A 14264-nucleotide genomic window follows, 5' to 3' on the forward strand; every position below is an offset into this window, starting at 1 on the left:
AATATTAATTTATAAAGTTAATAATTATTATGAATACACATAAAAATAATTAAAAATAGGAGGTTTGTTTTTTGAAAAATATTATTTCTGCAAAAGAACTTATATCTAAATTAGAACATAATGATAATCTAGTTGTTATAGATTGTAGATTTGACCTTATCAATAGAACCTATGGTATTGATTCTTATAAAAAAGGACATATAAAAGGTAGCTTTATCCTGGATATAGACAAGGATTTATCATCTCCTACAGAAGAACATGGTGGTAAAAATCCTTTACAAGACCCTTTTATATTAAAAGAAAAGTTAGAAAAAATGGGTGTTGATAATGACACTACAATCGTAACTTATGATGATGGAGATTTAAATGGTGCTTGTAGACTATTCTTCCAATTAAAACACTTAGGTCTTGAAAATGTCTATGTATTAGATGGTGGAATAACAGCTTTTGTAAAAGAAGGCGGAGAATTAGAAGAAAAAATAAATATTCCAAACTGTATAGACAAAAAAATTAAGCCTAATGTAAATGACAATTTAGTTGTTCCAATGGAATACGTTAAATCTAAATTATATGACAAAGATACTGTGATTATAGATTGTCGTGCTAATGAAAGATACCAAGGTTTAGTTGAACCTGCATATTCAAAAGCTGGCCATATACCTAGTGCAAAAAATTACTTTTGCAAGGATTTAATAAAAGGTGATTTTGAAAATGGCTCACTTAAAGATATGGAATTTTTAAAAGACTTCTTTAAGGATTTAAATAATTATGATGAAATAATTTTATCTTGTGGTTCAGGAATATCTGCTTGTGTTAACAGTCTTGCACTTAGAGAACTTGACATACCTCATAAGATTTATGTTGGTAGCTTTAGTGATTGGATTAGCTATGGTGACAATGAAGTTAAAACTGGACAAGAATAAAGTCAATAATAAGTAAAACTAGAATATGATATCTTAGTTTTTTATAAAGGCGTTAGTCATTGTAGACTTTCGCCTTTTATTATCGTCATTTCATATAGATTCCTTTATTCATTAAATATATCTTTAGTTTGCAATATTAAGGAACTGCAACATGATTAGTAAACTGCAACATGACCATCACATCTTGATTCTGTTGCACAAACATAACTTTCTTGCTCTGTTTTGAAGATTATTTGTCCCCTACCCATATCGACATTATCATGAATTACTTTTATCTCATGCCCTTTTTCAATAAGGGCATCTACCACATGTCTTGACATCTCTGATTCAACTTCTATCTCTTTACCTTTTATCCACTGCCATCTTGGAGCATCTAATGCCTCTTGAGGGTTTAAACCAAAGTCTATCATACTCGTTAATACTTGAAGATGTCCCTGTGGTTGCATAAAAGCACCCATTACACCAAATGGACCTATTGCTTTATCATCTTTACCTAAAAAACCAGGTATTATTGTATGATAAGGTTTTTTAAATGGTTTTACTACATTATGGTGTTTAGGGTCTAAGTTAAAATTATTACCTCTACTATGTAACGCAATGCCAGTGTTTGGTATTACTATCCCAGAGCCAAAATTTATATAATTACTCTGTATATATGAAACCATATTACCATCTTTATCAGCGGTACAAAGATATACAGTTCCACCACAATATGGCTCTCCTTCTTTTGGATATAAAGCTTTTTTATTATCAATCAATAAACTTCTCTTTTTTGCATAATCTTGACTTAATAGTTCTTGAACCTTTACTTTCATATGTTCTATATCAGTTACATAAGTTTTAGAATCTGCAAAAGCCAGTTTTAAGCTTTCTATAATCTTATGTATATCATCTACATTTTCTATATCTCCTTTTACGTCCAATTCTTTTAATATATTTAATGCCATTAAGACTGTTATCCCATGTCCATTTGGTGGAATTTCAAATATTTTATATCCTTTATATTCTGTGCTTATAGGTTCTACCCAAGTTGGATAAAAACTCGCTAAATCACTTTTTCTTATAGCTCCATCAAACTTTCTAGAATACTCATCTATTTTATCTGCTAGTCTACCTCTATAAAAACTTTCAGCTTGTGTATTTGCTATCTCTTCTAATGTATTAGCATGCTCTTCACATACAAATATGTCACCAGCTTCTGGAGCTTTACCATCTTTAGAAAATGTCTCAAACCATGACTTAAATTCTTCTCCAACAAATTCTTTTTCATATAGTTCATAGGACTTTTTCCATACTTTTGATACATTAGGAGAAACAACATATCCTTCTCTTGCATATTCAATTGCTGGAGATAAACATTCTAGTAGACTAAGTTTTCCATACTTTTTATTTAATTCTGCCCAAGCTGCAGGTATCCCAGGTACAGTTACTGCTCCAAATCCATACTTTGGCATCTCTTCCATGTTCTTGTAATTTTTTAATTCCATTCTTTCTGGAGCAAAACCACTAGAATTTAGTCCGTACAATCGTTTTTCTTCTTCTATCCAAACAAGAGCATATGCGTCTCCTCCAATTCCATTACTTGTAGGTTCAACTACTGATAATGTAGCAGCAGTTGCAACTGCTGCATCCACAGCATTCCCACCTTTTTTTAGTATTTCAAGCCCAGCTTGAGAAGCTAATGGTGTTGAAGTTGCAACTGCTCCATTTTTAGCATATATAACATTTCTTATTGATGGATATTTATGTTGATGAGCATCAAACCTCATAATTTTCAACTCCTTGTCATTTTTATTTTATATTTTCCTTAAATTTATTATATAACATTAAGTAATACAACTGATACAAAATACAAACTTTTTCCAAAACTTAATTACATTATTATAATATTTTTTTGTTTTGATTAGATAAACTATCTTACTTTTAGTATCTATTTAATTCTTATTAAGTAAAAAATACTCTACAGCTTAATCTATTATCATATTTTGAGCGTATTTTAATGTTATAAAATAATATATAAAGTAACCTATATAATAAATGGCTAGTGTTATAATAATTGGTATAAACAAAGACCTAGTTATAAATTTTTGAGCAATTGACATAGCAAATAAATTATGAATTGTACCTATAATTAATGGCAATAAAAATACAACTTTTAATTGTTTTGATATTATTTTCTCAATATCTTGATTGTTTGCCCCAAGTTTTTTTAGCATAATATATCGTTCTTTATCATCATATATATTTGATAGTTGTTTAAATAAAATTATACTTCCTGTACACAAAAGAAATACTACAGATAGAAATATACCTATAAATAACATAAGACCACTTAGTCTAATTAAATTATTATAGTTTTCGATACTTGATGTAAAATTAAAGGGATAAGTTGATTTCATATTTTTATCAACAATATTTTTTAATCTTAAAGACATGTCAAACTCTTTTTTTTCATTTTTTATATCAATTAATCTTAATAATCTTGATTTTCCATCTGATTTTAATCTATTAAATACATTATCTTCTACCACAATTAAATCAAATGTTGATTGTGAATTTATTTCTGGTTCTAAGATATTTTTTTGAACTGTAAATAAACTCATATTCTCTTTTTCTTTAAGATATATATCTATTTTTTGAGTACCAGTATTTTTAAGAAACATTTTCTTATATGAATCTGAAACATAATATACATGCTCTTCTGAAGTTAATTCTTCATAATTACTGTTTTGATATTGTCTTAATTTCTTAAAATCACTTTCTTTAATAAAATCTACAAGCACTGTGTTTTCTCTATAAACTCCTCCTTTTTTATAATACAATTTAAAATTTACATCTCTGTTTATAAGCTCTATTGTCTTATCAAAAAATATCTTATCATCTTCTTTATATTTATATAACAACTTGTCAATTTCCTTATTTACAAGATAATTTTCTGCATTTATAGTATAACTATACTTGTAGTTTTCATTTATATTTCTATCTATATCGTAATAAAGGGATATTGTAAATCCTAACATAGTTACACTTGTAGCTATTAGTATCGCTATTATTGCCAATACTCTGCTATTATTCTTCAATTTGAATCCAAGTTCCGAAAATGCAATTAAATTTCTTCCCTTGTAATAAAAACTTTTTTTCTTCTTAGCAACATCTATAATTATCGACATTATTGATGAAAAAAATAAAAAAGTACCTGGTATTATTGTAATTAATATAAAAACTGAAAACATAATGTTTTCAATAATGAAATAACTGCTGGACATTAAATAAGAAAATACTATTAGTAAAATTCCAAGTATTCCCTTTAGCTTTATAAATCTTTTATTTGTATATTTTTCTGGTGACTTCTTAAATAACTCTACAATTTTTTTATTGCTAATGACTATAATATTTCTTATTCCAATTACTACAAATATTACTACAAATATTACTAATGTTTGAATTAAAGCCTTTATACTTAAAGTCATCTTTACTCCTATAATTTCTTTCATTAATTTTACAAGAATCATTGTCATAAGCTTTGAAAATAAAAAACCTAAAGATATCCCTATTAATATTGCAAATATTCCCATCGAAAAAGTTTCATATAAAAATATTCTTCCTATCTGATTTTTTCTCATTCCAATCAAGCTATAAGTACCTATCTCTTGCCTACGTCTATTAAAAAAAAATGAATTTGAATAATATATAAATAAAAAAACAAATACCACTATTACAATTGAACTTGTATTAATGCCTATTTTAGCCCTTCTACCAAGTAAACTTAAAGCTTCATTGTACTCTATTGATTTGAAACTAAAGAATATAAATACACTAAATACAATTGAAACAAAGTACATAAAATAGCTTAAAAAGTTCTTTTTTACATTTTTTATAGCAATTTTAAATAAACTCATTTTTATTAACTCCTCCAATTAAGGAAACTGTATTTAGTATTTTATTATAAAATTCTTTTGTGCTTTCTCCTTTTATAAGTTCTGTAAAAATTATTCCATCCTTTATAAAGAGTATTCTACTACAAAAACTTGCACTTATAGCATCATGCGTTACCATTAATATTGTTGAATCATTATCTCTATTTAATTTTAGTAGAGAATTTAATAAATCCCTTGCAGATTTAGAATCTAATGCTCCTGTAGGCTCGTCTGCAAGTATTAATGATGGTTTTGTTACTATTGCTCTACAAACAGCTCCTCTTTGTTTTTGACCACCTGAGACTTCATTAGGATATTTATCTAATATTGATTCTATATTTAGTGATTTTGAAACTTCTTTTATTCTACTTTCTATTACTGATACTTTTTCATTTTTTAAAGAAAGAGGTAGCATTATATTTTCTTTTATAGTTAATGTATCTAAAAGGTTAGAATCTTGAAATACAAATCCAAGATTATCACGTCTAAAGTCAGCTAATTTATTTTGTTTCATTTTAATAATATTCTTATCCTCTATATAAACATTTCCTGATGAAGGCAAATCTATTGTAGAAATAATGTTTAAAAGAGTTGATTTTCCAGCTCCAGATGAGCCCATAATACCTACAAATTCACCTTTAGAAACTTTAAAACTTATTCCCCTTAAAGCTTCATATTTTGAGCCTTTTCTACCATACTCTTTTTTTATATTTTCAACAATTAATATTTCTTCCATAATTACTTACCACTCCTCAACATAATTGCTCATTTTCCAATTCTTATAAATATATTATATATATTAAGGTAGTTTTTAACCATTTAATTACATTAATATAATGTTACATTTCTGTAAGTATTAACTATATTTCTTCATTTTTAATGAAATTATGTTTAAAATATAATTTGTCAAGCAAAATATAGTTATATTAATATAATTATTTTAAATTATAAGGTAGAAATGTTTGAACTTATCAAGTAAAATATAGTTATGTTAATATAACTATTCTGGATTAGGAGGTAAAAATGTTCAAAATAATGGTAATTGAAGATGATGTTTCATTAAAGCATCAAATAGCAGACTGTCTTTCTAAATGGGGACATATTGTCTATCAAATAGAAAATCTTGAAAACATAATAGAAGAATTTAAGCATTATAAACCACAATTGGTTTTATTAGATATAAATCTTCCATTTTATGATGGATTTCATTGGTGCAATGAGATAAGAAAAATTTCCAAAGTTCCAATAATCTTTATTTCTTCAAGAAACTCTAATATGGATGTAATAATGGGTGTAAATCTAGGTGCAGATGATTATATACAAAAACCATTTTCTATAGATGTTTTAATAGCTAAGGTAAATGCTCTTTTAAGAAGAACTTATAATTTTGCTGATAATAATTCAAATAAAATTGTTCATAATGAAGTTACTTTAGATTTATCAACTGCAACTATATGTTATAAAGATAATACTATTGAGCTAACAAAAAATGAAATTAAAATTCTTCATGAACTTATGAGGAATAAAAGTAAAATAGTTAGTAGAAATAAACTTATGAAAAAATTATGGGATAATGATTGGTTTGTAGATGATAATACTCTCACTGTTAATGTAAACAGAATACGTTCAAAACTAAGTGAAATTGGATTGGAAGACTTTATAGAAACTAAAAGAGGACTAGGTTATATAATCAGTTAAAATAGCTTTAAGTAGGTGAATTTATGAGTTTTAAAGATTTTCTCAAAGATAAACTCGAATTTTTAGTATACAACTTTGCTTTCTTACTTTTTACGATAGCAGTTATTATATTTTCTCCTATCGATACTCTCTTAGTAGACACTATTGTATACATATTAATTGTAAATATAGTATTTTCATTCATATATATACTTACTGGCTACATTAAGAAAAATAGATTTTTAGAGAAAATTAAAAATAATACATTCAAAGTTAGTACTAATGATATAGAATTAATTAAATGTACAAATGAAGAAAAAATATATTTGGATATAATTAAAGATTATCAAAGCCAATGTGATGATATAATAGATATCAATACTAAGAAATTTGAAGAAAATAAAGAAACTATGAGTATGTGGGTACATGATATAAAAATGCCTATAGCAATAATCAAACTAATCCTTGAGCAAAACGAAAATTTAATTGAAGAAAAAATTTCAGATGATATCGATAAAGAGATATTTAGAATTGAAAATTCTGTTGAAAGGATTTTATATTTATCTAGACTTGAAGATTTTCATAAAGATTTTTTGATTCAAGAAGTAAATATTGAAAAAATTATTAGAAATATTATTAGAAAATATTCGAAATATTTTATCTCAAAAAAAATAATTTTAAACTTAAATAATTTGAATTATACAGTTTTATCAGACGAAAAATGGCTTTACTTCATATTCGAGCAATTATTAAATAATTCCCTAAAATATGCCTCAATAGAAGATAATATATCTATCTATTGCAAAACCCACAAAAATTATTTACAATTAAGGGTGGAAGATACTGGCTGTGGTATAAAAAAGGAAGATTTAAATCGAATATTCAATAAGGGATTTACAGGTAATAATGGAAGAAATAACGCTAAATCTACAGGGCTTGGTCTTTATTTAGTAAAAGAACTTTGTGACAAACTTAGCCATAAAATTGATGTAGATTCAGAGTACAATCAATATACAAAAATTACTATTACATTCAAAGATTATCTATAGTATCTTATATATTGATAGTTTATTTTCATTTGACTTATATTCAACATGCTTCTTATAATGGTTCTATATGTACATCCCAGTATATAATAAGTAGTTTTTATACAAAGGAGGAAAACATGTCTTTTCTAAAAAAATTTAAAAATAAAAGATTTAGAAATAGTAGCTTTAAGAGTAATAGCTTTAAAAATACTAGCTTTGGAAGTAGTAATTTCAAAACTAAAAACAAAGGTTTTAAAAATAATCCTTTTAAAAACAAGAGATTTAAAATCTATGCAGGAATCGTGATAATCATACTTTTAATTTTAGGGGTACTTGCTTATGTCGATTCAAAAAACACTGAGTTACAAGCTAATGAAAACTTCATAGAAACATACACTATTCCAGAAAACGAAAAAATATTTATAAATGGTATGGTTGTACCTAAGCAAACTAAAGACTTTAATATTTCTGGAGATTATGAGTTAAGCGATGTAAATGTTACAAATGGGCAAAAGGTAAATCAGGGAGACCTTCTTTTTACTGCTAAAAATCCAACTATAATAGCAGAAATAGATAGTCTAAAAACACAACTTAGCCAATATAAAAAACAAAAGATATCACTTGCAAATATTGATGAAAATAGAGATGCTATAGCCTCTATAAACGCACAAATAACAACTTTAAACTCTCAGATAGCTTCTTTAGATAAAAAAGCATATGATAGAACTACTGCTCCTTTTGATGGTACTGTATACTTAAATGACCAAACTGGAAATCCAGACCAACCAGCTTCATTTATGACTATTCAAGGTCTAGAGTTTTATATGAAGGGACAAGCAAGTGAACAAGATTTACCTAAGATGAAAATTGACCAAATGGTTAATATATTAGTTTTCTCAACTGACCAAAATCTTACTGGTAGAATAAGTTTTATATCTGATAAGCCCTCTACTCCAAATAGTGAGATGGGAGCTCAACAAAGTACTTTATCTTATTATGATATAAACATAGCATTTGATAACCAAGAAGGGTTGACAAATGGATTCCATCTTCAAGCATCACTTGAAGTAGCTAACTCAAGCTTTAAAATACCAGCATCTTGTGTACTTAAGGATAAAAAACACTCATATGTATTTAAAGACTTAGATGGAATCTTGAAAAAACAAATTGTAGATGTTGCAAGTAAAAACAATGACTTTGCTGTAGTTAGAGGCGGTCTTGAACAAGGTGATATAGTAATAAAATACCCTACTAAAGAAATGAAAGAAGGAGACCCAGTTCAAGGTGATAGTGTAACTGCTGGCTCTAATAATAATGGAGATGCTACTCCAGACAAAAAATTAAAAGAAGTTAATATGGATGTGAATTAATTTACATATGTTAATTAAATTAGAAAATATTCAAAAATATTACAAAGTAGGGAAAGATGAATTACATGTTTTAAAATCCTTAAATTTAGAAATTGAATCTGGAGAATTTGTCATGATAATGGGTAAATCTGGTAGTGGTAAAACCACTTTACTTAATATCTTAGGTTTTCTTGATGTATTTGACGAAGGAAGATATATATTTGATGGCACAGATGTAACTAATCTCAGTGAAAATGAGCGTTCTGTTTTTAGAAATGTCAATATTGGTTTTGTTTTTCAGCAATTTAATTTAATAGAAACTTTAAATATATATCAAAATGTAGAGTTACCTCTAATTTACAATAAAATATTAAAAAAATCTGAAAGAGAAGAAATTGTTAAGAGCAAACTAAAATCTGTTGGGCTTTTAGATAAAATCAAACAAAAACCTCTTCAACTATCTGGTGGCCAGCAACAACGTGTAGCCATTGCACGTTGTTTGGCAAATGACCCTCAAATAATCTTTGCTGATGAACCAACTGGAGCATTAGATAGTGAAACTAGCAGGGAAATTATGGAGCTTTTGACAGAACTTAATGAACAAGGCAAGACTATAATAATGGTTACACATGATCAGGATTTGACTAAGTATGCAACTAAGGTCATACGACTTAAAGATGGTGTGTTTACTTCGGAGGTGTAATCATGGGCTTATTAAAAAATTCTTTGGCTAATTTAAAGGGGCACAAGCTTCGTGTCTTTGTAGCTTTACTTTGGATTATTATAGGAATAACTTCAGTAATACTTGTTAGTTCTATAGGTAATGGATTTCAAAAAGAAATCAAGAAATCTGTAAATAATGCTAATCCTAATAAAACTACTATTTCATTTGAATCAGCTGATAACACAGGTCTTACTGATGATATGAGTATATTTTTAAAGCCTTTCAATGCAAAAGATTTAGAAGAATTATCATTTGTTGAAGGAGTAGAAAGAATTGCTCCTGCAAGAGATGGATTTAATCTTGATTCAACTTATTCTTCTCAGGCATCTTTTGATAAAAAAACGACTTATGTGGAAGTTGGACCAGTAAAAAAAGATTCTAAAATAAATTTAATCTGTGGTAGAGATTTTTCTTTGGATGATGAAAAAAGAAAGGTAATTATACTTACACAGCAAAGTGCAAGTGAAGTTTTTGAAAATCCAGAAGATGCTTTAGGCCATGGTATTAATGTAAATGGAACTATATTTGAAATAATTGGAGTATTGGATGATTCTTCCAACCAACAACAAACTGGAGGATTTTTGGGAGGTTATCAAGATATGCAATTTGTAACTTCTCTTATACCTAAAAAAACTTTTGATAGTCTAATGAGTCAAAATTCTTACTCCAATGAAATTTATCAGTTAGACTTAGTTTGTTCTAAAGGATATAACGTGAATGAAGTTGCAAACAATATTATAGCTAAACTGTATGAAATGCACCCTGGTATCAATGGTTCTTATACTACACCAGACCCAACTGAACAAACAGCTTATCTTGAAAGTATCAATTCTAATGTCAATAAATATGTATCTATAATAACTGTAGTTGCAATGTTTGTTGGTGGTATTGGTGTAATGAATATAATGTATGTATCAGTTATGGAAAGACAAAGAGAGATTGGTATAAGACGTGCTATCGGTGCAAAGCCTAGGTCTATATTATTTCAATTTTTAGTTGAAGCTGTTTTTATAACAGTATGTGGAGGAATTTTAGGAACTATAGTTGGATTTATTGCTACTAACTATGTCTCTAAATACATTGGATTTGAAGCAATTCCTAGCTTAAATAGCTTACTTTATGCTATTCTAGCTACTATATTAACTGGAGTTGTATTTGGTTTAATACCAGCCTTTAAAGCCTCTAAACTAGACCCTATAAAGGCAATTTATAAATAGTATTCCTATTAATAAGTTATGATTTTTAAATTGCTTTTCTAAAATATGCTTAAATATTTAATGCACTATTATATATGATAGATTAAGAATTTAATCTTTTTCAAATCAAATATAATAGTGCATTATTACTTTCAAAATTATTATTGTTATTTTTACAATTACTAATTACCTAGAGTCTTTTCTAGTGTAGATTTTAATTTTTCAAACTCGTACTTCCAATTTGGATTATAATCTACTATTTCAACAATTTTTGTAGTTAATCCTGTTACTTTTAATTGGTAGACATCATGTTTCATTGCTTGTCCTCTATAAATCTTATCATACTCAGATATTTTCTTCATACCTAGTCTTTTTGCCACATTTATAGATGCTATATTTTCAGGTCTGATATCTGCTACTAAAGTATCCACATTTAAGTTTCTAATAGCATAATCTATGCATATAGTGGCACCTTCTGTAGCATAACCTTGATTCCAATATTCTTTTTTTACTATATAACCTATTCCCAACCCTATGTCCTGCTTTATAAGACCTATTTGTCCCACTACATCATCTATATACTTATCTATAACAATAAAATATCCATATCCATCATTATTATATCTCTGTATATTTTTATCAATCCATTCTGTAACTTCTTCATCAGAAAAAGTATGTTCCCATGCATACATTACTTCTGAATTTTGTAACATTTTACTTATTTCCTTAAAATCACTATGATTCATTTGTCTAATATATAATCTTTTGCTTTCAATCACTGTATTCACCACCCTTAAAACACAATCTTAAGCGTTGTATACAACTTCTCCATTGCATATAGTATAATTAACTTTACCATATAAAGATTTACCTTTAAATGGTGAATTGTCAGCTTTAGAAACAAAATCTTCAACTATCCATTCTTCTTCAGGATTAAATATAACAATATCTGCTACTGCTCCTTCTTCTATAAAACCAACATTTAAATTGTATAGCTTTGCAGGATTTGTAGACATTTTTTCTATTAACTGCATCATACTAAGATGATTTTTATATACTAAGTTTGTTATTCCAAGAGACAACGAAGTTTCAAGCCCTATAATACCACTTGGAGCTTTTATAAATTCTCTGTCTTTTTCTTCTTTACTATGAGGTGCATGGTCTGTTGCTATTATCTCAATAGTGCCATCATTTAATCCTTCTATAATCTTATCTCTATCCCACTTAGTTCTTAAAGGTGGATTCATTTTTGCATTTGTTCCAAACTCTAACACATCTTCCTCAGTCAGTGTAAAGTGATGTGGTGAAGCTTCTGCAACTACGTTTGCTCCAAGATATTTTGCAAATCTAACCATATCAACAGAAACACCAGAACTTATATGTTGTATATCAATCTTAGCACCAGTTTTTAGTGCTAACATACAATCTCTAGCAACCATTACATCTTCTGCTACATTTGATGCACCTTTTAGACCAAGCTCTGAAGCTATCTTTCCTGCATTTACGCCAGGATTTCCAACTAAGGAAGGGTCTTCTTCATGAAAGCTAAGTGGTACATCTAACTCCTTTGCCTTAATCATTGCTTCCATAATTAAACTGCTATCCATTAAAGGCAATCCGTCATCAGTAAATCCTGGAACTCCAGCCTTTTTAAGATTTTCCATATCCACTAACTCTTTACCTTCAAAACCTTTCGTTATGGCTGCTGCTTGTAAAACATTTATACATGCATTTTTTGCTTTTTCCTTTACATAATTAAAAGTATCTTCATTATCTACAATTGGGTCAGTATTTGCCATACATATAACTGTTGTAAATCCCCCTCTAGCTGCAGATTTAGCTCCACTATCTATATCTTCTTTATATGTAAATCCTGGGTCTCTAAAATGTACATGTACATCTACTAATCCTGGTGCAACTATATTCCCACTAGCATCTATTATTTTTTCAAATTCATCATTTTCATCAAAATTACCTATTTTATAGATTTTATTTTCTTTTATAATTAAATCTATTTTCTCATCTCTTTGACTTTTAGGGTCTATCACTCTACCATTTTTAATTAAAATCATACTATTTCTCCTTTATAATTTACATTTATATAGACTCATATAATATTATACATTATTTTACATACTTAAATACAAAATTACGTTTGACATCAATAGCCTTTTTAGGACAAAGTTCATGACAACAGTAACATCTTATACATTTATTTAAATCTATAAGAGCACCTTTATTCCCCATCTCTATGGTATTTGCAGGACAAGCTTCCTTACACTTTCCACATTTTATGCAGTCTTTAAATCTAACCACTGGCTTTGGTGTTATAAGTTTTGAAATAGGTTCATTTAAAAATTTTGGCAATTTTACAGAAAATAGCCTTAAATCTTTACTTACATTTGGTACCTTATAATCTTTTATAATTAAATCCTTTATATCTTCTCCTACAATCTCAATATCTGAAAAGTCTTCTTTTATATACTCTCTTTTAATAGCTCCTCTAATTGTAGCAACTTTGTTTGGAAGCAAACCTATAATCTTACATGCAACAACATCTATAGCATATGGATTTTGTGATGCTAATAAAACACCTATTTCTTTAGGATTTCCTGCTGAAGGTCCATCCCCTTCCATCCCTACGATTCCATCCATAATTGTCAGTGTTGGATTTACATAATCACAAATATCTAAAAGTACATTTTCACAAAATAATTCCTCTGTAGGAAATCTATAATGTATTTCTGCTTTTTTTAATCCAGCTATACATCCATATAAGTTTTTTGTGCCACCAGTAAAAGTTGCCATTACATGTGTTTTTAATTTACAAAGATTTATTACATAATCAGCATCTATTACTGGTTTGATAATGTCCATATATTTAAGAGCATGTGCTTTTTCACTATGTATCTTAACATCTGAAACATCATAATTCAATTTGATACCTAAATCATTTGCTACCTCTTCAATTCCAGATGTCTTATATATACCTTTAAGAGAACCTTGATTATATGGTCCACCAGGACTATCTGCTACTACTATGTCACAATTTAATTCTAAAAGCTTTTCACATACAACCCTTACTACCATAGGATGGGTAGTTGTAGCTTCTTCAGGCTTTTTTTTCATCAATAGATTTGGTTTTACAAGTACTTTACTTCCTTTTTTTACAAACTTGTTAAGTCCTCCAATGTCATCTAAAATTTTTTCAATAGAAAATCTTACATTTTCATACTCATAATTCTTGCAACTTCTAACAGATACTGATTTCATATTATCTTCACCCTTTTATTACAAAGATTTGTTTATATTTTTTGTATAATTTAAAAAAGGAGAAACCAAAGTTTCTCCTTTTAATCTATATTTTTAATTATTATTTTCCAAAATATCTATTTAATAATCCTAAGAATGCTTTACCATGTCTAGCTTCATCTTTACACATTTCATGTA

General features: G+C 27.8%; 12 protein-coding genes and 1 pseudogene. 6 read left to right on the forward strand and 7 right to left on the reverse strand.

Translation table 11 applies throughout. The features are described from left to right. Window positions 1-71: 71 nt before the first annotated feature. Window positions 72-923 (forward strand): sulfurtransferase, encoded by an 852-nt coding sequence (locus tag KGF52_RS17375; RefSeq protein ID WP_227841038.1) that lies wholly within the window; start codon window positions 72-74, stop codon window positions 921-923. 155 nt (window positions 924-1078) lie between these two features. Here KGF52_RS17375 and ggt read toward each other — a convergent pair whose 3' ends face one another. The 3 genes from ggt to KGF52_RS17390 all read right to left on the reverse strand — a co-directional run bounded on the left by ggt (window position 1079) and on the right by KGF52_RS17390 (window position 5576). Next, entirely contained in the window at window positions 1079-2692 is a 1614-nt protein-coding gene (gene ggt, locus KGF52_RS17380) for a gamma-glutamyltransferase (RefSeq protein ID WP_227841039.1), read from the reverse strand. A 198-nt stretch (window positions 2693-2890) separates the two neighbouring features. Further along, entirely contained in the window at window positions 2891-4822 is a 1932-nt protein-coding gene (locus KGF52_RS17385) for an ABC transporter permease (RefSeq protein WP_227841040.1), read from the reverse strand. Continuing rightward, window positions 4809-5576, reverse strand: a complete 768-nt coding sequence (locus KGF52_RS17390; protein ID WP_227841041.1) for an ABC transporter ATP-binding protein — start codon at window positions 5574-5576, stop codon at window positions 4809-4811. Before KGF52_RS17390 ends, KGF52_RS17385 begins: the two co-directional genes overlap by 14 nt. A 287-nt stretch (window positions 5577-5863) precedes the next feature. On the opposite strand from KGF52_RS17390, the gene KGF52_RS17395 reads away from it, so the two are divergent. From KGF52_RS17395 to KGF52_RS17415, 5 genes are all read left to right on the forward strand, one after another. Continuing rightward, window positions 5864-6538: a response regulator transcription factor gene (locus KGF52_RS17395; protein WP_227827387.1), complete on the forward strand. Its 675-nt coding sequence runs from the start codon at window positions 5864-5866 to the stop codon at window positions 6536-6538. Between the two features lie 23 nt (window positions 6539-6561). Beyond that, window positions 6562-7566 carry a sensor histidine kinase gene (locus KGF52_RS17400; protein ID WP_227827386.1) on the forward strand — a complete coding sequence of 335 codons (1005 nt, stop codon included), beginning with the start codon at window positions 6562-6564 and terminating at the stop codon, window positions 7564-7566. A 116-nt stretch (window positions 7567-7682) separates the two neighbouring features. Continuing rightward, the gene (locus tag KGF52_RS17405; RefSeq protein ID WP_227827385.1) at window positions 7683-8915 is read left to right on the forward strand and encodes an efflux RND transporter periplasmic adaptor subunit; all 1233 of its coding nucleotides are present in this window, start codon (window positions 7683-7685) and stop codon (window positions 8913-8915) included. Window positions 8916-8922: 7 nt separating this feature from the next. Next, window positions 8923-9597, forward strand: coding sequence for an ABC transporter ATP-binding protein (locus KGF52_RS17410; protein ID WP_227827384.1), 675 nt, complete (start codon window positions 8923-8925; stop codon window positions 9595-9597). A gap of 2 nt (window positions 9598-9599) precedes the next feature. Continuing rightward, window positions 9600-10835: an ABC transporter permease gene (locus KGF52_RS17415; protein ID WP_227841042.1), complete on the forward strand. Its 1236-nt coding sequence runs from the start codon at window positions 9600-9602 to the stop codon at window positions 10833-10835. A gap of 161 nt (window positions 10836-10996) precedes the next feature. On the opposite strand, the gene KGF52_RS17420 is transcribed toward KGF52_RS17415, so the two are convergent. From KGF52_RS17420 to KGF52_RS17435, 4 genes and pseudogenes are all read right to left on the reverse strand, one after another. Next, window positions 10997-11593, reverse strand: a complete 597-nt coding sequence (locus KGF52_RS17420; protein WP_227841043.1) for a GNAT family N-acetyltransferase — start codon at window positions 11591-11593, stop codon at window positions 10997-10999. Between the two features lie 27 nt (window positions 11594-11620). Then, window positions 11621-12886, reverse strand: a complete 1266-nt coding sequence (locus KGF52_RS17425) for a dihydroorotase (RefSeq protein WP_227827381.1) — start codon at window positions 12884-12886, stop codon at window positions 11621-11623. 52 nt (window positions 12887-12938) lie between these two features. Then, window positions 12939-14087 (reverse strand): DUF362 domain-containing protein, encoded by a 1149-nt coding sequence (locus tag KGF52_RS17430; RefSeq protein WP_227841044.1) that lies wholly within the window; start codon window positions 14085-14087, stop codon window positions 12939-12941. A gap of 100 nt (window positions 14088-14187) precedes the next feature. Beyond that, window positions 14188-14264, reverse strand: a pseudogene (locus KGF52_RS17435) (NADH peroxidase); the annotation flags it as partial.

It is taken from the genome of Clostridioides sp. ZZV15-6597 (assembly GCF_020657815.1).
Taxonomy (GTDB): domain Bacteria; phylum Bacillota; class Clostridia; order Peptostreptococcales; family Peptostreptococcaceae; genus Clostridioides.

What these genes read in the sequence shown, in the direction of transcription:
- KGF52_RS17405 (WP_227827385.1), top strand. Translation starts at nt 7,683, where the DNA reads ATGTCTTTTCTAAAAAAATTTAAAAATAAAAGATTTAGAAATAGTAGC.
- KGF52_RS17395 (WP_227827387.1), top strand. Translation starts at nt 5,864, where the DNA reads ATGTTCAAAATAATGGTAATTGAAGATGATGTTTCATTAAAGCATCAA.
- KGF52_RS17385 (WP_227841040.1), bottom strand. Translation starts at nt 4,822, where the DNA reads ATGAGTTTATTTAAAATTGCTATAAAAAATGTAAAAAAGAACTTTTTA.
- KGF52_RS17410 (WP_227827384.1), top strand. Translation starts at nt 8,923, where the DNA reads ATGTTAATTAAATTAGAAAATATTCAAAAATATTACAAAGTAGGGAAA.
- KGF52_RS17400 (WP_227827386.1), top strand. Translation starts at nt 6,562, where the DNA reads ATGAGTTTTAAAGATTTTCTCAAAGATAAACTCGAATTTTTAGTATAC.
- ggt (WP_227841039.1), bottom strand. Translation starts at nt 2,692, where the DNA reads ATGAGGTTTGATGCTCATCAACATAAATATCCATCAATAAGAAATGTT.
- KGF52_RS17425 (WP_227827381.1), bottom strand. Translation starts at nt 12,886, where the DNA reads ATGATTTTAATTAAAAATGGTAGAGTGATAGACCCTAAAAGTCAAAGA.
- KGF52_RS17390 (WP_227841041.1), bottom strand. Translation starts at nt 5,576, where the DNA reads ATGGAAGAAATATTAATTGTTGAAAATATAAAAAAAGAGTATGGTAGA.
- KGF52_RS17430 (WP_227841044.1), bottom strand. Translation starts at nt 14,087, where the DNA reads ATGAAATCAGTATCTGTTAGAAGTTGCAAGAATTATGAGTATGAAAAT.
- KGF52_RS17415 (WP_227841042.1), top strand. Translation starts at nt 9,600, where the DNA reads ATGGGCTTATTAAAAAATTCTTTGGCTAATTTAAAGGGGCACAAGCTT.